Consider the following 17,534-nt stretch of genomic DNA (forward strand, 5'->3'; position numbering starts at 1 on the left):
TGGGATCAGCCGCCCTTCAGCAGGCTCAGCACCTGTTGCGGCAGCTGGTTGGCCTGCGACAGCATGGCGTTGCCGGCCTGTTGCAGGATCTGCGAACGCGTCATCGCCGCGGTTTCGGCGGCGTAGTCCGTGTCCATGATGCGCGAGCGCGCGGCGGTGGTGTTTTCGGCCGTGGCCTGGATGTTGGACACGGCGTTCTGGAAGCGGCTCTGCACGGCGCCCAGCTTGGCGCGCGCGCCGTTCACCTGCTTCAGGGCCGCATCGCACTGCTGGATGGCCAGCTGGGCGCCGCCGTAGGAGCTGATGTCCAGCGTGCTCATGTTGCCGCTGCTGCTGGCGGTCGCGGAGTCGCCGGCGGCCAGGCCCACCTTGGCGGCGGCGGCGCCGGTGATCGTGATGTCGCTGGACGACGTCAGCACCAGCTTGTTGTTGGCGGTGTCGAAATAGGCGCCGACGCCGGTGGTGGTGGAGATGCGGTTGATCGCGTCCACGACCTGGGCCTGGCGTTCCTGCGTGGTGCCGGCGGCGGGCAGGGTGCCGATGTCGACGCCATTGATCGTGAGGTCACCGGCGCTGGTGGCGGTGAGGTCGGTGATGTCGGTGGCGTTCTGGGTGCTGGCGCGGTTCACGGTGCCCATGCCGGACAGGCGGGCGTCGGTGATGCCGTCGATGTCGATGCTGTCGCCGGCGTTGGCGCCCACCTGGAAGCGGGCGGCGCTGAAGCTGCCATCCAGCAGCTTCTGGCCGTTGAAGTTGGCGCTGCCGGCCACGCGGTCGATTTCGTCCTTCAGCTGGCCGACTTCCTGTTGCAGGGCGGCGCGGTCGTCGGCGGTGTTGGTGGCGTTGGACGACTGCACGGCCAGTTCGCGCATGCGCTGGACCATGTCGCCGATGCTGCCCAGCGAGCCTTCGGCCGTCTGCGACAGCGACACGCCGTCATTGGCGTTGCGGGCGGCCACGGTGAGGCCGCGCACCTGCGCGTTCATGCGCTCGGCGATGGCCAGGCCGGCGGCGTCGTCCTTGGCGCTGTTCACGCGCAGGCCGCTCGAGAGGCGCTGGATGGAGGTGTTCAGGCTCGACTGCGAGGCGTTCAGGTTGCGCTGCGCATTCAGCGAAGCGATGTTGGTGTTGATCACCGAGGGCATGGGAGGCTCCGTGCTGAGGTTGGGGAAGGTTCGCAGCTTGCGACTTTGAACCGTCCCCGGATTCGCGATGCCCCGATAAGAGCGCGGGAAACCGGCTATTTACGCCGGCGGCCCGCGTCCGCCATCAGCGCAGCAGCGACAGGACCTGCTGCGGCAGCTGGTTGGCCTGCGACAGCATGGCGTTGCCGGCCTGCTGCAGGATCTGCGCGCGGGTCATGGAGGCGGTTTCCGCGGCGTAGTCGGTGTCCATGATCCGGGACTGGGCCGCGGAGGTGTTCTCCGAGGTCAGCTGGATGTTGGCCACGGCGTTCGTGAAGCGGCTCTGCACGGCGCCGAGCTGGGCGCGCGAGCTGTTGATCTGCTTCAGGGCCGCATCGCACTGCTGGATGGCCAGCTGGGCGCCGCCGTAGGAGCTGATGTCCAGGCTGGACATGTTGGCGCTGGTCGCCGCCGTGGCGTTGTCGGCGGAGGAAATGCCCACCTTGGCCGCGGCGCCGGCGCCGCCGATGGTGATGTCGCCGGAGGAGCTCAGCACGATCTTGTTGTTGGTCGTGTCCAGGTAGGCGCCGACGCTGGTCGACGAGGAGACGCGGTTGATCGCGTCCACCACCTGGGCCTGGCGTTCCTGCGTGGTGCCGGCGGCCGAGAGCGCGCCGATGTCCACGCCGTTGATGGTCACGTCGCCCGCGCTGGTGGCGGTGAGGTCGGTGACGGCGGTGGAGTTCTGGGTGCTCGCGTGCTTCACGGTGCCCATGCCGGCCAGCTGCGCGTTGGTGATGCTGCTGATGGTGATGCTCTCGCCGGCATTGGCGCCGACCTGGAACTTGGCGGAGTTGAAGCTGCCATCCAGCAGCTTGGTGCCGTTGAAGTTCGTGGTGGTGGCGACGCGGTCGATTTCTTCCTTCAGCTGGCCCACTTCCTGTTGCAGGGCGCCGCGGTCGTCGGCGGTGTTGGTGGCGTTGGACGACTGCACGGCCAGTTCGCGCATGCGCTGCACCATGTCGCCGACGCTGCCCAGCGCGCCTTCGGCGGTCTGCGCCAGGGAGACGCCGTCGTTGGCGTTGCGGGCGGCGACCGTGAGGCCGCGCACCTGCGAGTTCATGCGCTGGGCGATGGCCAGGCCGGCGGCGTCGTCCTTGGCGCTGTTCACGCGCAGGCCGGTCGACAGGCGCTGGATGGAGGTGTTGAGGCTGGCCTGCGAGCTGGTCAGGTTGCGCTGCGCGTTCAGCGACGCGATGTTGGTATTGATGACGGATGCCATGGCGGCAGACTCCTGAGGATGGCCGCGAGCGGCCGGTTGGAACGCCGCGATCGCTTCGCGGCCCTGGCGGGATGGACTCCCGTTGCCAACATATCGGCCGGCCGCGCGCCGGCTTGAGCGTTGCCCGCGCAAAAAGTGCAGGCGCGGATTAAGCGATCCGTTTAGGCGCCTAGGCTTTTTTCCTATCAAGTCGCGGCAAATGGCGACAGCCTGCTCGTCATGACGAGTACACAATTACAAACACATTAGGGGTTCAGATACAAATGCAGACGGAACAGTTGTCCAACGAGATCCGGGAGCTCAATCTCTCGTTCCTCATGCTCGCGCAGGCCATGATCCGCAAGGACAAGGCGCAGGCGCTGTTCCGCCTGGGCATGTCCGAGGCGGCGGCCGAACTGCTGGCCCAGATGTCCGTGCAGCAGCTGGTGCGCGTGGCTTCGCGCAACATGATGCTGTGCTCCATGCGCTTCGGCGACGACGTGGTCTGGAGCCTGCTGACCGAGCGCCATGCGGCCCAGGCGGTGGACGCCAATGCCGACCGCCTGCATGCCAGCGTGCTGATGGCCAGCCGCGCCGCGACGGCCACGGCATGACGACGCGCAGCCTCCTCGACGACAACCTGCACCTGACGCGGGCGGTGGAGCTGATCAAGCTCGGCGCGCGGATGGCTGTGCTGGAGTCCGAGACGCCCCTGTCGCACGAGCGGCTGGTGCGCCTGTACCGCGAAGTGACGGGCCAGTCGCCCTCCAAGGGCCAGCTGCCCTATTCGACCGACTGGTTCACGGCCTGGCAGCCGAACATCCATTCCTCGCTGTTCATGAACATCTACGAGAACATGAACAAGGCGAGCGCGCTGGAGCAGGTGGACCTGTTGATCAAGGCCTGGCAGCTGTACGCCGAGGACGCGTCCGCCATGGGTGCCGAACCGATCCTCACCATCACCCGCGCCTGGCGCCTGGTGAAATTCGTCGACAGCGACATGCTGTGCCTGACCTCCTGCACCAAATGTGGCGGCCACTTCGTGACGCACACGCACGAATACGGCCCCGGCTTCAAGCCCTTCGTCTGCGGCCTGTGCGAAGTGCCGGCCCGCGCCGGCAAGAGCCGGCGAACCGGCGCGATCCACTGAAACACAACCCGGCGCTGCCGGGTTTTTTCTTGAACTTCCGGACGCAAAGGACGCAAAGGTACGCAAAAGAACGCGAAAAAAATTGGAAGTTCTTTTGCGACCTTTGCGAAACCTTTGCGCCCTTTGCGTCCGGAAGTCCTCCCTCAAGTAATGCCCACCGCCGCCGATAGTGCTCAGGTAACGCGGAGGATTTGAAACATGTTCGTGATGGCCGGCTACTTGATGGTGATCGGTTGCGTGCTGGGCGGCTATGCGCTGGCTGGCGGCAGCTTTGCCGTGATCCTGCATGCCGCGCCGCACGAGCTGTTCGTGATCGGCGGCGCCGCGCTCGGCGCCTTCCTGGTGGGCAACAGCGGCAAGACGATCAAGGCCACGCTCAAGTACGTGCCCTCGCTGCTCAAGGGCAGCAAGTACAGCAAGGCGCGCTACCTGGAACTGATGTCCCTTCTCTACGGCGTGCTGGTGAAGGCCCGCAAGGAAGGAATGATGTCCATCGAGGGCGACATCGAGAAGCCCGGCGAGAGCGCGCTCTTCAAGAAGTACCCGCTGATCGCCGCCGACCACCACCTGATGGAGTTCATCACCGACTACCTGCGGATGATGGTCTCGGGCAACCTCAACGCGCACGAACTCGAGAACCTGATGGACAACGAGATCGACACGCACCACCACGAGGCCGGCGTGCCGGCCGGCGCCATCCAGGCCGTGGGCGACGGCCTGCCCGCTTTCGGCATCGTCGCCGCCGTGCTGGGCGTGGTGAAGACCATGGCCTCGGTCGGCGCCTCGCCCGCCGTGCTGGGGCAGATGATCGCCGGCGCGCTGGTGGGCACCTTCCTCGGCATCCTGATGGCCTACGGCTTCGTCAGTCCGCTGGCCTCGCTGGCCAACCAGAAGATCGACGAGAGCACCAAGGAACTGCAGTGCGTGAAGGCCACCTTGCTCGCCACCGTGCAGGGCTACGCGCCGGCCGTGGCGCTGGAATTCGGCCGCAAGGTCCTGTATTCGACGGAACGCCCCGGCTTCAGCGAGCTGGAAGGCCACGTCAAGGGCAAGAAAGCGACGGCCTGACATGAGCTCTGCCGGCAAGCTGCAACCGATCATCATCAAGCGCATCAAGAAGGGCGGCCACGGCGGCCACCATGGCGGCGCCTGGAAGATCGCCTATGCCGACTTCGTGACGGCGATGATGGCCTTCTTCCTGCTGATGTGGCTGCTGGGTTCCACCTCGCAGGGCGACCTGCAGGGCATCGCGTCGTATTTCCAGAGCCCGCTGAAGGTGGCGCTGACCGGCGGTTCCGGCTCCGGGGACAGCTCCAGCGTCATCAAGGGCGGCGGCACCCTCCTCACCCGCACCAACGGCGCCGTGAAGAAGGGCGAGGTCGAGTCGCCCTCGCGCAACTTCAACCTGCAGGCCTTGCGCGCCGAGGTGGAAGCGGAAGACGTCCGGCGCATGCGCGCGGTGCAGATGCAGCTGGATGTGGCGATGCAGGCCAACCCCACTCTGGGTGCGCTGCGCCAGCAACTGCGCATGGATCTCACGCCCGACGGCCTGCGCATCCAGATCGTGGACGACCAGGGCCGGCCCATGTTCGACGCCGGCAGCCCGCACGTGAAGGAATACATGCGCGAGCTGCTGCGCAGCATCGGCCGGCTGGTCGACGCCGCCGATGGCCGCGTGGTGCTGTCCGGCCACACCGATGCGTCCCCCTACAGCGGCGGCGAACGCGGTTACTCCAACTGGGAGCTGTCCGCCGACCGCGCCAACGCTTCGCGGCGCGAGCTGCTGGCCGGTGGCCTGCGCGAAGACCGCGTGGTGCGCGTGCTGGGCCTCGGCTCCTCCGTCCCCTACGACGCCGCCGACCCGCTGTCGCCCCTGAACCGCCGAATCACCGTGCTGGTGCTGGGCCAGCTGGGAAGCGAGCGCTGGCAGTCCGGCGCCGAAGTGCCGATCTCCGAAACGCAGGCGCTGGAGCGGCTGCTGGAGCGCCGCGAAGGCGCGCCGGCTCCCGCCGCGGCCGCCTCTTCATCCCCCAAGCAACCATGACGACCCCCCAAGACCTCAAGTTCCTGATCGTCGACGACTTTTCCACCATGCGCCGCATCGTGCGCAACCTGCTGAAGGAAGCGGGCCATGCCTCCGCCGACGAGGCCGAGGACGGCGTGGTGGCCCTGCAGAAGCTGCGCAACGGCGGCTTCGACTTCGTCGTCACCGACATCAACATGCCCAACATGAACGGCTTCGAGCTGCTCGCGGCCATCCGCGCCGACGCCCAGCTGAAGGCGCTGCCGGTGCTGATGATCACCGCCGAAGCGCGCAAGGAAGACATCGTCATGGCCGCCCAGGGCGGCGCCTCCGGCTACATCGTCAAGCCTTTCACCAAGGCGACGCTGGAGGAGAAGGTCGGCAAGATCCTGCAGAAGCTGCAGGCGGCGGCGTGAGGCGGGGATGGACGCAAGCACGTCAAACCCGCAGCCGCCCGACGCGGCCGTCCTGTACGGCCGGGTGCGGGACATCACGCGCAGCCTCCACGACGCGCTGCGCGAACTGGGACACGACAAGCGCATAGAAGCGTCGCTGGGCCAGGTGCCCGACGCCAAGGCGCGCCTGTCCTTCATCGCCCGCGTGACGGGCGATGCCGCCGAAAAGGTGCTGAACACCGTCGACGCCGCGCAGGCCCGCCAGCTGGCGCTGGGCGAGCGCGCGGCGGCGGAGGAAGCCCGCCTGCTGGCCGCGGGTGCTGCGCCCGAAGCCCTGGCCTTCGTGCAGGAAGTGAAGGCCAGCGCGAACGACGCCGGCGCGCAGCTGACCGAGATCATGATGGCGCAGGACTTCCACGACCTCACGGGCCAGACCGTGCGCAAGGTGGTGGACATCGCGTCGACGGTGGAGGACGCGCTGCTGCAGCTGCTGCTGGAAACCAGCGTGGTGCCGCTGCCGCGCGTCGCGCTCGACGGCCCGGTGACGGACACGAGCCGCACCGACGTGGTGGCGAACCAGGCGCAGGTGGACGACCTGCTGGCGAGCCTCGGCTTCTGAGCGCGCGGGGGGAGAAGCGCCGTTTTCCCCCCTCTCTTCACCTCTTCACTTTTCGCCGGACTTCGAACAATGACGGTCTCACTGTCATGAAGTCCGTCCATGTCCTCCGAAGCCAGCCGTGAAGATCGCCAGTTGCCGGCGTCCGAACGGCGCCTGCAGCAGGCCCGCGAAGAAGGCCAGGTCCCGCGTTCGCGGGAGCTGGGCCACCTCGCGGCGGCCCTGGCCTTGCTCGCGCTTCTCATGGGCGCCGGCCCCTGGATCGCGCATTCGGCGCTGGCGCTGGTCGGCGCCGGCCTGCGCTTCGACCGCAACACCGCTTTCGACGCGGCGCTGATGACGCCGCGCCTCGGCGCGTTCGGCCTGCAGGGCCTGCAGATCATCGTGCCGGTGGCCGGCGTGCTGGCGCTGCTGTTTGCCGGCACGGCGCTTGCCGTGGGCGGCTGGAACTTCACGCTGCAGGCGCTGCAGCCGAAGTTCGAGCGGCTCGACCCGATGGCCGGCTTCGGCCGCATGTTCGACGGCCGCCAGCAGCTGCAGCACCTGCGGCTGGTGCTGGTCGCCGCGGCGCTGGTCGGCATCGCCGGCGTCTACCTCGTGCAGCACGCGCAGGGCATCGAAGGCCTGGCCCGCCTGTCGCTGGTGGCGGGCCTGCGCACCGGCTTCGACTGGCTGGTCGCCGGTTTCGGCATGGTGGCCGGCGTCTGCTGCGTGTCCGCGCTGGCCGACGTGCCGCTGCAGATCTTCCAGCACCGCGCCAACCTGCGCATGACCCAGGAGGAAGTGCGGCAGGAACACAAGGAATCCGAAGGCGACCCGCACCTCAAGGGCGAGCGGCGCCGCCGCGCCCGCGAGCTGTCGCGCGGCCGCATGCTGGCCGACGTGCCCAAGGCCAGCGTGATCGTCACCAACCCCACGCATTACGCCGTCGCCCTGCAATACGAAGAAGGCATGGGCGCCCCGCGCATCCTGGCGCTGGGCACCGACCACCTCGCGCTGAAGATCCGCGAAGTGGCCGCGGCCGCCAGCGTGCCGGTGCTGGAAGCGCCGCCGCTGGCGCGCGCGCTGTACCGCCACGGCGACGTCGGCCAGGACGTGCCGGTGGAGCTGTACACCGCGGTCGCGCAGGTGCTGGCCTGGGTGTATCGCCTGCGCAGCGCGCTGCAGCGTCCGCCTGAACCCGTCATAGCCGTGCCCGCCGGCATGGATCCGCAGGAGGCCGCGGCATGAGCACGCTGAGCCTCAAGGGCCCCGACGGCCTGCTGGCGCAGCTGCCCGGCCTGCGCGCGCTCGGCGCGCCGCTGCTGATCGTCCTGATCCTGGCGATGATGCTGGTGCCGCTGCCGGCCTTCATCCTCGACCTGCTGTTCACGCTGAACATCGCCGTCGCGCTGGTCGTGCTGATGGTGTCCAGCTACACCAAGCGCACGCTGGACTTCGCCAGCTTCCCCAGCGTGCTGCTGGTGACCACGCTGATGCGGCTGTCGCTGAACGTCGCTTCCACCCGCGCCGTGCTGCTGAAGGGCCACACCGGCACCGGCGCGGCCGGCCAGGTGATCGAGTCCTTCGCGCACTTCCTGATCGGCGGCAGCTTCGCCGTCGGCCTGGTGGTGTTCGCGATCCTGACCATCATCAACTTCGTCGTCATCACCAAGGGCGCGGGCCGCATCGCGGAAGTCAGCGCGCGCTTTGCGCTGGACGCGATGCCCGGCAAGCAGATGGCGATCGACGCCGACCTGGCCGCCGGCAGCATCGACGAGAAGGAAGCCCGCAAGCGCCGCAACGAGGTGACGCAGGAAGCCGAGTTCTACGGCTCCATGGACGGCGCCTCCAAGTTCGTGCGCGGCGACGCCATCGCCGGCATCCTGATCCTGTTCATCAACATGGTCGGCGGCCTGGTCATCGGCATGCTGCAGCACGGCCTGCCGCTGGAGACCGCGGCCAACAACTACATCCTGCTGGCCATCGGTGACGGCCTGGTCGCGCAGGTGCCGGCGCTGGTGATCTCGGTGGCCGCGGGCCTGATCGTCTCGCGCGTCGGCGAGGAGGACATCGGCCGCCAGATCGCAGGCCAGCTGTTCAACATCCCGCGCGCGCTGGGCCTCACGGCCTGCGTCATCGGCCTGCTGGGGCTGATCCCCGGCATGCCGCACATCCCCTTCCTCGTGCTCGCTGCATTGAGCGGCTGGGCCGCCTGGGCTCTGACGCAGGCCGCGAGGAAGAAGCCTGCTGCCGATGCCGCAGCGGCTGCCGCCAAGACCGCGGCGCCCAACGGCGAAGCGAGCTGGGACGACGTCGCGCCGGTGGACCTGCTGGGCCTGGAAGTCGGCTACCGCCTGATCGCTCTCGTGGACAAGGACCGCGGCGGCGACCTGCTGGGTCGCATCAAGGGCGTGCGCAAGAAGTTCGCGGGCGAAGTCGGCTTCCTGCCGCCCGCCGTGCACATCCGCGACAACCTGGAGCTGCATCCTTCCGCCTACCGCATCCTGCTGAAGGGCGTGGTGGTGGGCGAAGGCCAGGCCTTCGCCGGCATGCACATGGCCATCAACCCGGGCCACATCAAGGTGCCGCTGGCGGGCACGGCGACCACCGACCCCGCTTTCGGCCTGCCCGCCACCTGGATCGAAGCGCGCGCGCGCGACCAGGCGCAGGCCGCCGGCTACACGGTGGTCGACGCATCGACCGTGCTCGCCACCCACCTGAACCACGTGATGCAGTCGCATGCGTCCGAGCTGCTGGGACGCACCGAGCTGCAGGAGCTGCTGGACCACACCCGCAAGTACGCGCACGCGCTGGTCGACGAGACCGTGCCCAAGCAGGTCGCGCTGCCCGTGCTGCAGAAGGTGCTGCGCAACCTGCTGGACGAGACCGTCCACGTGCGCGACATCCGCGGCATCCTGGAAGTGCTGGCCGAACACGCCGGCAAGGACGCCGACGAACTGACGCGCGAAGTGCGCATGGCGCTCGCGCCCGCCATCGTGCAGAGCCTCTACGGCCCGGTGCGCCAGCTGCCGGTGCTCGCCATCGAGCCCGGGCTCGAGCAGGTGCTGGTGCAGGCGCTGGCGCCGCAATCGGCCGCGCCGCTCGACCCCGCGATGGGCGAGCTGCTCGCTGCCCGCGCCGCCGAAGCCGCGCAACAGCAGGAGCAGGACGGCCAGCCCGCCTGCCTGCTGGTGCCGGACCGCATCCGCGTGCCCGTGGCCCGCCTGCTGCGCCGCAAGGCGCCGCGGCTGCACGTGCTGTCGCATTCCGAGATTCCCCGTACCCATTCCATCCAGATCCAGCGCGTGATCGGAGCCCATGCATGAATGTCCGCCGCTTTGTAGGCAAGAACGCCCGTGAGGCCATGGCCCTGGCCCGCGCGGCCTTCGGCGACCAGGCCATCGTCCTGTCCAACCGCCCGGTGCCGGGCGGTGTCGAGATCCTCGCCATGGAGAACGGCGAGGAGCCCGCGCGCGCGCCGGCGCCCGCGCCCGCCGCCAAACCGGCGCCTGCGCCGGTCGAGCCCATGAGCACCGTGTCCTTCCAGGATTTCGTGCGCGAGCGCCAGCGCCAGGACGCCGCCGCCACCGAAGCCACCGCGCGCCGCGCCGAAGCGCCGGCGAAGCCGCCGGCCCGTCCGCAGCTGCCGGTGGAGCCCGCGCGCTTCGCCGCGCAGGAGTTGCAGCGCGAACTGCGCCAGCCGCCTGCAGCCGCAGCGGCGCCCGCCGTGACGACCACATCCGCCGCCAACGAAGCCTTGATGGCGGAGATGCGCCAGATGCGCGCCATGCTGTCCGGCCAGCTCGCGAGCCTCTCGTGGTTCGACAACGTGCGCCGCAGTCCCACGCAGACGCGCCTGCTGCGCCTGATGATCGCCAACGGCTTCTCGCCGACGCTGGCGCGCTACCTGGTCGAACGCGTGCCGGCCGACGGCAGCGAAACGCAGGCGGACCAGTGGCTGGCCGACGCGCTGGCGCGCAACCTGCACTGCGCAGGCGATGCCGGCATCCAGCAATGCGGCGGCGTGTTCGCCGTGGTCGGCCCCACCGGGGTGGGCAAGACGACCACCACCGCCAAGATCGCCGCCCGCTTCGCCATGGAGCACGGCGCCGGCTCGGTGGGCCTGATCACCGTCGACACCTATCGCATGGCGGCGTCGGACCAGCTGCGCGCCTTCGGCCGCATCCTCAACATCCCGGTGCACACCGCGCGCGACAGCGCTTCGCTGGCCGACCTGCTGGACCTGTTCGCCGGCAAGAAGCTGGTGCTGGTGGACACCGTGGGCGTGGGCCAGCGCGATCGCCGGCTGGCCGAACTGCTGTCCGCATTGCCCGCGGGCCGCCTGCAGCGCCTGCTGGTGCTGAACGCCGGCGCGCAGGGCGAGATGCTGGAAGAAGTGGTGCAGGCCTATGGCGGCACCCGCGGCACGCGCTGCGTCATCTCCAAGCTCGACGAAGCGGTCCGCTGCGGCGCCGCGGTGGACGTCGCCATCCGCCACCAGCTGGTGGTGGAAGGCTTCGCCAACGGCCAGCGCGTGCCGGAAGACTGGTACGCCGCCCGTGCGCAACTGCTGGTGCACAAGGCCTTGATGAAGCCGGCCAGCGGCACCTTCATGCCCGACGACGCGGAGCTGGGCCTGGTGCTCACCGCGCCGCCCGCCCAGAAGCCGGGAGCCGCCCATGCTTGACCAGGGACATGACCAGGCCGCGGGCCTGCGCCGCATGCTGCAGCAGCGGCCCGTGAACCTGCTGCCGCTCGCTGTCGTGCGCGGCCAGTCCACTGGCTGGATCGCCCAGCTCGCCGGCGGCCTGCAGGAACTGGGACGCAACCCGGTGGTGGTGGACGCCGCCCGCGGCGCCGCCGCCTCCGCCTTCGGCCTGCGCCCGCGCGGCGACCTGATGGACATGCTGGAAGGCCGCGAAAGCTTCGACAACGTGGCGCACCGCACGCGCGAGGGCGTGCACGTGCTGCGCGGCGACCGCGGCGTCGAAGCTTTCGCCGCCAGCGGCGAACCGCCGGAGCGCCTGCTGGCCGGCTTTGCCGCGCTGTCGCACGGCTTCGACGACGTGCTGCTCGCGATGCCGGCCACGGAGATGGCCTGCATGGCCGCGCCCGCCGACCACGCGCCGGTGCTTGCCATCGAATCCGCCGGCAACGGCCTGATGGACAGCTACAGCGCATTGAAGGAACTGGCGCGCAGCTTCGGCTACCGCCGCTTCCTGTGCGTGGTGGTCGGCGGCCACGACGCCGCCGCCGCCCGCGGCGCCTTCGAGCGCATTGCCGCCACGGCCAGCCGCTTCGTCGACGTCGCCGCCGACTGGGCCGGCTGGCTGCCGCCCGCCACTTCCGCCCGCGCGCGCCACGAAGCCGCCTGCGCCGCCCAGGCGCTGGTGGGCTACCCGCCGGCACCGACCGTCGCGTTCTCCTGAACGAGGAAAGCATGTACACCGCCAAGGGAACGCTGGGCCCGCAGCCCGGCATCGAGAACTACCTGCCGCTGGTGCGCCGCGCGGCCAGCCACATGATCGGCCGGCTGCCGCCCAACGTGGAGATGGACGACCTGATCCAGGCCGGCGTGCTGGGCCTGATGGACGCCATGCAGCGCTACGAGCAGGGCCACGGCGCGCAGTTCGAGACTTTCGCCATGCAGCGCGTGCGCGGGGCGATGCTCGACGAGCTGCGCGGCACCGACTGGGTCCCGCGCTCCGTGCGCAAGAACCAGCGCGAGATCGCCGGCGCCGTGCAGTTGCTGGAACACCGCCTGAAGCGCGCGCCCACCGACGGCGAGATCGCCAGGCACCTGGGCATCGCGCTGGAGGACTACCACGAGATGCTGGTGGACGTGCACGGCGCCCAGCTGGTGTATGCCGACGACTACGAAGCGGGGGAGGGCGACATGCACTTCCTGGACCGCCACGTCGCCCCGGACGAACAGGCCGATCCCGCGGCGCGGCTGGCCGACCGGCGCTTCCGCGAAGCGCTGGTGGCCGCCATCGAGAACTTGCCCGAACGCGAGCAGTACGTGATGAGCATGTACTACGAGCACGACATGAACCTCAAGGAGATCGCGGCCGTGCTCGGCGTGACCGAGTCGCGCGTCTGCCAGCTGCACAGCCAGGCCGTGGCGCGGCTGCGCGCGCGGCTCAAGCCTTGAAGCCGGGATCGCGCGCATCGAGGAGCGCCGGGATGCCACCGGAGCGTCGACAAAAAAGCGGCCCATGGCCGCTTGACTTGGGAAGCCCTGGGTCCCCGCCTTCGCGGGAATGACGAGGAATCAGGCGGCGGCGGCCAAGGTGAACGCCCCCACGATCCCCACCAAGCGATCCGCCTGCTGGTTCAAGCTCGCCGCCGCAGCGGCGCTCTGCTCCACCAGCGCCGCGTTCTGCTGCGTCACCTGGTCCAGCCGGGTCACGGCTTCGCCGACCTGGCCAATGCCTTGCGATTGCTCGCGGCTGGCGACGCTGATTTCGCCGATCAACGTGCTCACGCGCTGCACCTGGCCGACGATGTCGCCCATCGTGCGGCCGGCCACGCCGACCTGGCGGCTGCCGGCTTCCACCTTCTGCACGCTGTCCTGGATCAAGGCCTTGATCTCGTTGGCGGCGCTGGACGAACGCTGAGCCAGGCTGCGCACCTCGGCGGCCACCACGGCGAAGCCGCGGCCCTGCTCGCCGGCGCGCGCGGCTTCCACCGCTGCATTCAGCGCGAGGATGTTGGTCTGGAAGGCGATGCCATCGATCACGCCGATGATCTCGGCGATCTGCCGGCTGGACGCCGTGATGGCCTGCATCGCCTCCACCACTTCGTTCACCACCACGCCGCCCTGGGCGGCCACGCTGCTGGCGGTGTCCGCCAGTTCGGTGGCCTGGCGGGCCGTGTCGGCGTTGATGCGCACGGTGGACGTCAGCTGCTCCATCGAAGCCGCCGTCTCCTGCAGGCTGGACGCCTGCTGTTCGGTGCGGTGGCTCAGGTCCGCATTGCCGGTGGCGATCTGCGTCGAGCCGGTGGCGATGCTGTCGCTGGTCTGCCGCACTTCGCCGACGATGCGCACCAGGCTGGCGTTCATGGCCTGCAGCGCGCGCAGCAGCTGGCCGGCTTCGTCGCGCCGCTCGGTCGTGACGGTCGAACGCAGGTCGCCGGCGGCCACCGCTTCGGCCAGGCGCACGGCTTCGGCCAGCGGCCGCGTGATGGAGCGCGTCACCAGCAAGCCGCTGGCCAGCGCCAGCAGCATCGCGACAGCGGCGGCCGTCACCAGCATGCCCTGGTCCACGCCGTAGGCCTGGCTGGACTCGAGCACCTGCTTCTGCGCGACGCCGATCGAGAAGTCCGCATATTCGTCGGTCGCGCGGGTCAGCGCCGCCAGCAGCGGGCGGCACTTCTCGTCCAGTTCCAGGACGGCGGCATCGTGCTTGCCGGCGAGGGCCTGGTTCACGATGTGCAGCGCCACCGGTCCGTAGTCGGTTTCGACGCGGGCGATCTCCGCGATCAGCGCGTGCGCGTGCTCCGAGGTCGTGGCATCCGCCGCGGCCAGGTTCTGCAGCTCGGCGAGGCGGGCCTGGACGTCCGAGTGGGCCTGCGTGACCAGCCGGCGCTCCAGCGCGATGTCTTCCGGCTTCTTCACCAGCACCAGGTTGCGGGCGGAGATGGCGCGCGAATCGACCGCGGCGCGCAGCTGCGCCGCCACGGCCGCGCGGGCGTTCACGCCTTGCACGAAGTGTTCGAAGCGCTCGTGCGCCGCCCGCAGCGAATACAGGGCGAAGCCGGCGGCCGCCAGCGCGATCAGGGCGAGCAGCGCAAAGGTCAGGCCGAGGCGCTGGCCGATCCGGAGTTGGGGGAGTTTCATGGACGAAGGTCGGTTGAAAGCGGCGGACTGCCGCATGACCTTCTTCGGCGCGCGGGGCCGCGCGCACACTGGAAAAGCGCTTATGCCCGAAAGTACGCGTTGCGCAGGGCGCCGCCCGCGGCCAGGCCGCCCTGCGCGCCGTACATGCGCTGCGCGGCGCCGGCCTGCGGCGTGCCGGCGGTCAGGGCGCGCAGCGAGCGCTCGGTGTCGTGCTGGCGGCGCGCCAGCTGGGCCTGCGTCTGCACGCATTGCCGCAGCATGGACTGCAGCTGGGCGATGTCGGCCTCGCGCAGCGGCAGGCGGCTGCGGCCCAGCGCCAGCACCCGCTGGCGCAGCTGTTCGGCCAGGGCGGCGACCGCGTCGCCGTCGCCGTCGCGCACGGCTTCGCCATGCCGCGCCAGCAGCGCCTGCAGTTCGGCCAGCTGCGGCTGCGTGTTCACGCGCGCGGCGCCAGCAGGGCGGCGGCGTCGGCGATCAGGCGGTCGGCGATGGCGCCCGCGTTGACCTTGAAGCGGCCGTCGCGGATGGCCTGGCGGATCGCATCCACCTTGGCGCTGTCGAAATCGTTGCCGGAGCCGGCCGCCATCTGGGCGCCGGCCGCGGACACGGCCACCTGCTCGCCGCTGGCGGCACGGGTGGCGGACGCCGGCGCGGTGGCCGCGCGGCTGGTGCGCGATGCCGTGTCAGCCATGGCCGTGGGGTCGAGGTTGGCGCCGATCTTCATGGGGTTCTCCGGGCCCGGACGGGGCCTTGCCAGGGATTATTCGGCAGCAACGGCCGGAACTTGAGGCCGAAAAGAAGGGATTTGGCAGGTCATTTAGAGGTTCAGGTCGACCACCCGGCCTTCACGGGCCACGCCGCTGAGGATTTTTCCCAGGTCGGTGCGCACCCGCACCGTCTGGCCCTCGGCCGCCGCGCCCAGCGCCTGGCCGGAGGCCGTGACCAGGAAGCCGCTGCTGGCCACGCGCAACTTCACCGGGTCGCCGGCCTGCACCACCTGGGCGGCGCGGAACATCTCCGGCCGCAGCACCTGGCCCGGCGCCAGCGCGCGGGTCAAGGTGCGGCCCTGCACCTGCGCCAGCTCGCGCAGCACGCCCGGTGCTTCGCGCGTCAGTTCCACTTCCTGTTCGGTCGCCTGGCTGGCGTCGAGGGTGCTGCCGATGGCCAGCGGCGCCCCGGCCACCAGCGCCGGGCCCCAGGCGCGCACGGTCACCGGCACCAGCAGCGTCCAGGACGCGCCGTCGACGCAGCGCACGCCCACCGAGCCGCGGCCCCACAGGCGCGCGCCGGCGGCCAGGAAAGGCTCGGTGCGGCGGCAGGGCGCCAGGTGCGCGGTCTGCACCAGGCCGACCTGCACGTCGAAGCGGGTCACCTGCGAGCCGGCGGCGGCGACCTGCTGCGAGACGAAGGCGCGCAGCGCGTTCTCGTCGATCGCGGGCGCGGCCGGCTGGGCCAGTGCGGAGCCCGCAGCCAGGGCAACAAGGAGAAAGAGGAAGCGCATGGGGACAGCACTGTAGGTGCACGCGCCTGCAAAGGCGGCGGGCAATAAGCCGGCAAAGCCCCGCCTTATCCGCGCTTCAGTTTTCCGGCCCGCTGCCGATACTGCCCGTCCATCGCTGCCAGACCGCCTCCATGAACCTGCTCACCGCCAAGATCGCCGCCCAGGGCCAGGCCCTGGAGCTGCTGGCCGAACGCCAGAAGGTGCTGGCCGGCAACATCGCCAACGCCGACACGCCCGGCTACCAGGCGCGCGACTTCGATTTCGCGCGCGCACTGGCCGAAGCGCGCGGGCAGGGCGGCAGCGCGCTGGCCACGACCGCGGCCGGCCACCTGGACACGGGCGGCGGCGCCGCGGGCGTGACGCCCACCGTGCAACTGGAATGGCGCACGCCCGACCAGCCCGCGCTGGACGGCAACACGGTGGACCTGGACCGCGAACGCGCCAGCTTCGCCGACAACGCGCTGCGCTACGAAGCCACGCTGCGCTTCATCAACCAGGACGTCAAGAACATGCTCTCGGCGATCACGGGCCAGTAAGGAAAACGAACCATGTCCCTGATGAATGTCTTTGCCATCTCCGGCAGCGCCGTGTCGGCGCAGAGCAAGCGGCTCAACGTGGTGGCCAGCAACCTGGCCAACGCCGACGCCGTGGCCGGCCCCGATGGCCAGCCTTACAAGGCGCGCCAGATCCAGTTCGAGACCGTCGCGTCCGGCGAAGGCGATGTGGCCGGCGTGCGCGTGGCCGGCGTGCTGGAAACGCAGGCGCCGGTGCGCCGCGTGCTGGAGCCGGGCAATCCGCTCGCCGATTCCGACGGCTACGTGACCCATTCCAACGTGAACGTGGTGGACGAGATGGTCAACATGATCTCCGCCTCGCGTTCCTACCAGAACAACGTCGAAGTGATGAACACCGCCCGGACCTTGCTGTCCAAGACCTTGCAGATGGGCCAGTGAGATGACCACCGTTTCCTCCACCACCTCCTCCAGCGCCGCCACCGGCAGCGCGTCCTCGGTCAGCTCCGCCACCAGTGCCGCCGACCAGGAAGACCGCTTCATGAAGCTGCTGGTCGCGCAGATGCAGAACCAGGACCCGCTGAACCCGATGGACAACTCGCAGATGACGAGCCAGATCGCGCAGATCAACACCGTCGGCGGCATCGAGAAGCTGAACACCACGGTCACGCAACTGCTGTCCGCCTTCAACAACATGCAGTCGCAGTCGGCGCTGCAGCTGCCGGGCCGCGACGTGCTGGTCGAAGGCAGCACCCTGGCGCTGCAGAACGGCAGCGCCGCCGGCGGCGTGTCGCTGGCGGCCGATGCCGACACCGTCAAGGTCGACGTGCTGGACCCCGCCGGCCAGGTGCTGCGCAGCATTTCCCTGGGCAAGTCCAGCGCCGGCGTGCGCAGCTTCACCTGGGATGGCAAGGACAGCAGCGGCAATGCAGTGGCCGACGGCAACTGGCAAATGCGTGTCACCGCCACGGCCAACGGCAAGGCGGTGGATGCCACCGCGCTCACCGCGGCCAAGGTGCAGTCGGTCACCAGCAAGGACGGCGACACCGAGCTGGACCTGGGCAGCCTGGGCAGCAAGGCCTGGTCCGCGATCCAGTCCTTCCTCTAAACAAGAACACACGGAGTTC

Annotated in this window: 20 protein-coding genes; 14 read left to right on the plus strand and 6 right to left on the minus strand. The window is 69.8% G+C overall.

The annotated features are described in order from the left end of the window. Positions 1 to 5: 5 nt before the first annotated feature. A complete protein-coding gene (locus HHL11_RS06610) occupies positions 6 to 1,145 on the minus strand; it encodes a flagellin (RefSeq protein WP_169417623.1) in 1,140 nt (379 codons plus the stop codon). 124 nt (positions 1,146 to 1,269) lie between these two features. After that, on the minus strand, positions 1,270 to 2,406 hold the full coding sequence (locus HHL11_RS06615) for a flagellin (RefSeq protein ID WP_169417624.1): 1,137 nt from the start codon (positions 2,404 to 2,406) through the stop codon (positions 1,270 to 1,272). Between the two features lie 263 nt (positions 2,407 to 2,669). Between HHL11_RS06615 and flhD the strand changes: the two genes are divergently transcribed. The 11 genes from flhD (at position 2,670) to HHL11_RS06670 (ending at position 12,705) form a co-directional block, all read left to right on the plus strand. Continuing rightward, a complete protein-coding gene (flhD, locus tag HHL11_RS06620) occupies positions 2,670 to 2,999 on the plus strand; it encodes a flagellar transcriptional regulator FlhD (RefSeq protein WP_169417625.1) in 330 nt (109 codons plus the stop codon). After that, on the plus strand, positions 2,996 to 3,535 hold the full coding sequence (flhC, locus tag HHL11_RS06625; protein ID WP_169417626.1) for a flagellar transcriptional regulator FlhC: 540 nt from the start codon (positions 2,996 to 2,998) through the stop codon (positions 3,533 to 3,535). Before flhD ends, flhC begins: the two co-directional genes overlap by 4 nt. A gap of 198 nt (positions 3,536 to 3,733) precedes the next feature. Next, positions 3,734 to 4,603 (plus strand): flagellar motor stator protein MotA, encoded by an 870-nt coding sequence (motA, locus tag HHL11_RS06630; protein WP_169417627.1) that lies wholly within the window; start codon positions 3,734 to 3,736, stop codon positions 4,601 to 4,603. Position 4,604: 1 nt separating this feature from the next. Beyond that, the gene (gene motB, locus HHL11_RS06635; RefSeq protein ID WP_169417628.1) at positions 4,605 to 5,579 is read left to right on the plus strand and encodes a flagellar motor protein MotB; all 975 of its coding nucleotides are present in this window, start codon (positions 4,605 to 4,607) and stop codon (positions 5,577 to 5,579) included. After that, the gene (gene cheY / locus HHL11_RS06640; protein WP_169417629.1) at positions 5,576 to 5,974 is read left to right on the plus strand and encodes a chemotaxis response regulator CheY; all 399 of its coding nucleotides are present in this window, start codon (positions 5,576 to 5,578) and stop codon (positions 5,972 to 5,974) included. The genes motB and cheY overlap by 4 nt, the downstream gene beginning before the upstream one ends. A gap of 7 nt (positions 5,975 to 5,981) precedes the next feature. Next, positions 5,982 to 6,572, plus strand: coding sequence for a protein phosphatase CheZ (locus HHL11_RS06645; RefSeq protein WP_169417630.1), 591 nt, complete (start codon positions 5,982 to 5,984; stop codon positions 6,570 to 6,572). A 99-nt stretch (positions 6,573 to 6,671) separates the two neighbouring features. Then, on the plus strand, positions 6,672 to 7,799 hold the full coding sequence (locus tag HHL11_RS06650) for an EscU/YscU/HrcU family type III secretion system export apparatus switch protein (protein ID WP_169417631.1): 1,128 nt from the start codon (positions 6,672 to 6,674) through the stop codon (positions 7,797 to 7,799). Next, complete coding sequence (flhA, locus tag HHL11_RS06655; protein WP_169417632.1) at positions 7,796 to 9,877, plus strand: flagellar biosynthesis protein FlhA; 2,082 nt, start codon at positions 7,796 to 7,798, stop codon at positions 9,875 to 9,877. The genes HHL11_RS06650 and flhA overlap by 4 nt, the downstream gene beginning before the upstream one ends. Then, the gene (gene flhF, locus HHL11_RS06660) at positions 9,874 to 11,238 is read left to right on the plus strand and encodes a flagellar biosynthesis GTPase FlhF (RefSeq protein ID WP_169417633.1); all 1,365 of its coding nucleotides are present in this window, start codon (positions 9,874 to 9,876) and stop codon (positions 11,236 to 11,238) included. Before flhA ends, flhF begins: the two co-directional genes overlap by 4 nt. After that, positions 11,231 to 11,980 carry a MinD/ParA family ATP-binding protein gene (locus tag HHL11_RS06665; RefSeq protein WP_169417634.1) on the plus strand — a complete coding sequence of 250 codons (750 nt, stop codon included), beginning with the start codon at positions 11,231 to 11,233 and terminating at the stop codon, positions 11,978 to 11,980. Before flhF ends, HHL11_RS06665 begins: the two co-directional genes overlap by 8 nt. Before the next feature lie 11 nt (positions 11,981 to 11,991). Further along, positions 11,992 to 12,705: an RNA polymerase sigma factor FliA gene (locus tag HHL11_RS06670; protein WP_169417635.1), complete on the plus strand. Its 714-nt coding sequence runs from the start codon at positions 11,992 to 11,994 to the stop codon at positions 12,703 to 12,705. 120 nt (positions 12,706 to 12,825) lie between these two features. Here HHL11_RS06670 and HHL11_RS34605 read toward each other — a convergent pair whose 3' ends face one another. The 4 genes from HHL11_RS34605 to flgA form a co-directional block, all read right to left on the minus strand. Continuing rightward, positions 12,826 to 14,394 carry a methyl-accepting chemotaxis protein gene (locus HHL11_RS34605; protein ID WP_169417636.1) on the minus strand — a complete coding sequence of 523 codons (1,569 nt, stop codon included), beginning with the start codon at positions 14,392 to 14,394 and terminating at the stop codon, positions 12,826 to 12,828. Between the two features lie 80 nt (positions 14,395 to 14,474). Further along, positions 14,475 to 14,834, minus strand: coding sequence for a hypothetical protein (locus HHL11_RS34320; RefSeq protein WP_169417637.1), 360 nt, complete (start codon positions 14,832 to 14,834; stop codon positions 14,475 to 14,477). After that, positions 14,831 to 15,118 (minus strand): flagellar biosynthesis anti-sigma factor FlgM, encoded by a 288-nt coding sequence (gene flgM / locus HHL11_RS06685; RefSeq protein ID WP_169417638.1) that lies wholly within the window; start codon positions 15,116 to 15,118, stop codon positions 14,831 to 14,833. The genes HHL11_RS34320 and flgM overlap by 4 nt, the downstream gene beginning before the upstream one ends. A 93-nt stretch (positions 15,119 to 15,211) precedes the next feature. Further along, entirely contained in the window at positions 15,212 to 15,895 is a 684-nt protein-coding gene (flgA, locus tag HHL11_RS06690; protein ID WP_169417639.1) for a flagellar basal body P-ring formation chaperone FlgA, read from the minus strand. 131 nt (positions 15,896 to 16,026) lie between these two features. On the opposite strand from flgA, the gene flgB reads away from it, so the two are divergent. From flgB to HHL11_RS06705, 3 genes are read left to right on the plus strand one after another with little or no spacing between them, the layout of a single operon-like run. Next, positions 16,027 to 16,431 (plus strand): flagellar basal body rod protein FlgB, encoded by a 405-nt coding sequence (gene flgB, locus HHL11_RS06695; RefSeq protein ID WP_169417640.1) that lies wholly within the window; start codon positions 16,027 to 16,029, stop codon positions 16,429 to 16,431. Between the two features lie 12 nt (positions 16,432 to 16,443). Continuing rightward, entirely contained in the window at positions 16,444 to 16,848 is a 405-nt protein-coding gene (gene flgC / locus HHL11_RS06700) for a flagellar basal body rod protein FlgC (protein ID WP_169417641.1), read from the plus strand. A 1-nt stretch (position 16,849) separates the two neighbouring features. Beyond that, positions 16,850 to 17,515 (plus strand): flagellar hook assembly protein FlgD, encoded by a 666-nt coding sequence (locus tag HHL11_RS06705; protein WP_169417642.1) that lies wholly within the window; start codon positions 16,850 to 16,852, stop codon positions 17,513 to 17,515. Positions 17,516 to 17,534: the final 19 nt, after the last annotated feature.

The organism is Ramlibacter agri, assembly GCF_012927085.1.
GTDB classification, from domain to species: domain Bacteria; phylum Pseudomonadota; class Gammaproteobacteria; order Burkholderiales; family Burkholderiaceae_C; genus Ramlibacter; species Ramlibacter agri.

Coding starts and splice junctions, on each gene's coding strand:
- flhC (WP_169417626.1), top strand. CDS start 2,996: ATGACGACGCGCAGCCTCCTCGACGACAACCTGCACCTGACGCGGGCG.
- motB (WP_169417628.1), top strand. CDS start 4,605: ATGAGCTCTGCCGGCAAGCTGCAACCGATCATCATCAAGCGCATCAAG.
- flhD (WP_169417625.1), top strand. CDS start 2,670: ATGCAGACGGAACAGTTGTCCAACGAGATCCGGGAGCTCAATCTCTCG.
- HHL11_RS06705 (WP_169417642.1), top strand. CDS start 16,850: ATGACCACCGTTTCCTCCACCACCTCCTCCAGCGCCGCCACCGGCAGC.
- HHL11_RS34605 (WP_169417636.1), bottom strand. CDS start 14,394: ATGAAACTCCCCCAACTCCGGATCGGCCAGCGCCTCGGCCTGACCTTT.
- flhA (WP_169417632.1), top strand. CDS start 7,796: ATGAGCACGCTGAGCCTCAAGGGCCCCGACGGCCTGCTGGCGCAGCTG.
- HHL11_RS06645 (WP_169417630.1), top strand. CDS start 5,982: ATGGACGCAAGCACGTCAAACCCGCAGCCGCCCGACGCGGCCGTCCTG.
- HHL11_RS06615 (WP_169417624.1), bottom strand. CDS start 2,406: ATGGCATCCGTCATCAATACCAACATCGCGTCGCTGAACGCGCAGCGC.
- flgC (WP_169417641.1), top strand. CDS start 16,444: ATGTCCCTGATGAATGTCTTTGCCATCTCCGGCAGCGCCGTGTCGGCG.
- flgM (WP_169417638.1), bottom strand. CDS start 15,118: ATGAAGATCGGCGCCAACCTCGACCCCACGGCCATGGCTGACACGGCA.
- flhF (WP_169417633.1), top strand. CDS start 9,874: ATGAATGTCCGCCGCTTTGTAGGCAAGAACGCCCGTGAGGCCATGGCC.
- cheY (WP_169417629.1), top strand. CDS start 5,576: ATGACGACCCCCCAAGACCTCAAGTTCCTGATCGTCGACGACTTTTCC.
- flgB (WP_169417640.1), top strand. CDS start 16,027: ATGAACCTGCTCACCGCCAAGATCGCCGCCCAGGGCCAGGCCCTGGAG.
- flgA (WP_169417639.1), bottom strand. CDS start 15,895: ATGCGCTTCCTCTTTCTCCTTGTTGCCCTGGCTGCGGGCTCCGCACTG.
- HHL11_RS06610 (WP_169417623.1), bottom strand. CDS start 1,145: ATGCCCTCGGTGATCAACACCAACATCGCTTCGCTGAATGCGCAGCGC.
- motA (WP_169417627.1), top strand. CDS start 3,734: ATGTTCGTGATGGCCGGCTACTTGATGGTGATCGGTTGCGTGCTGGGC.
- HHL11_RS06670 (WP_169417635.1), top strand. CDS start 11,992: ATGTACACCGCCAAGGGAACGCTGGGCCCGCAGCCCGGCATCGAGAAC.
- HHL11_RS06665 (WP_169417634.1), top strand. CDS start 11,231: ATGCTTGACCAGGGACATGACCAGGCCGCGGGCCTGCGCCGCATGCTG.
- HHL11_RS06650 (WP_169417631.1), top strand. CDS start 6,672: ATGTCCTCCGAAGCCAGCCGTGAAGATCGCCAGTTGCCGGCGTCCGAA.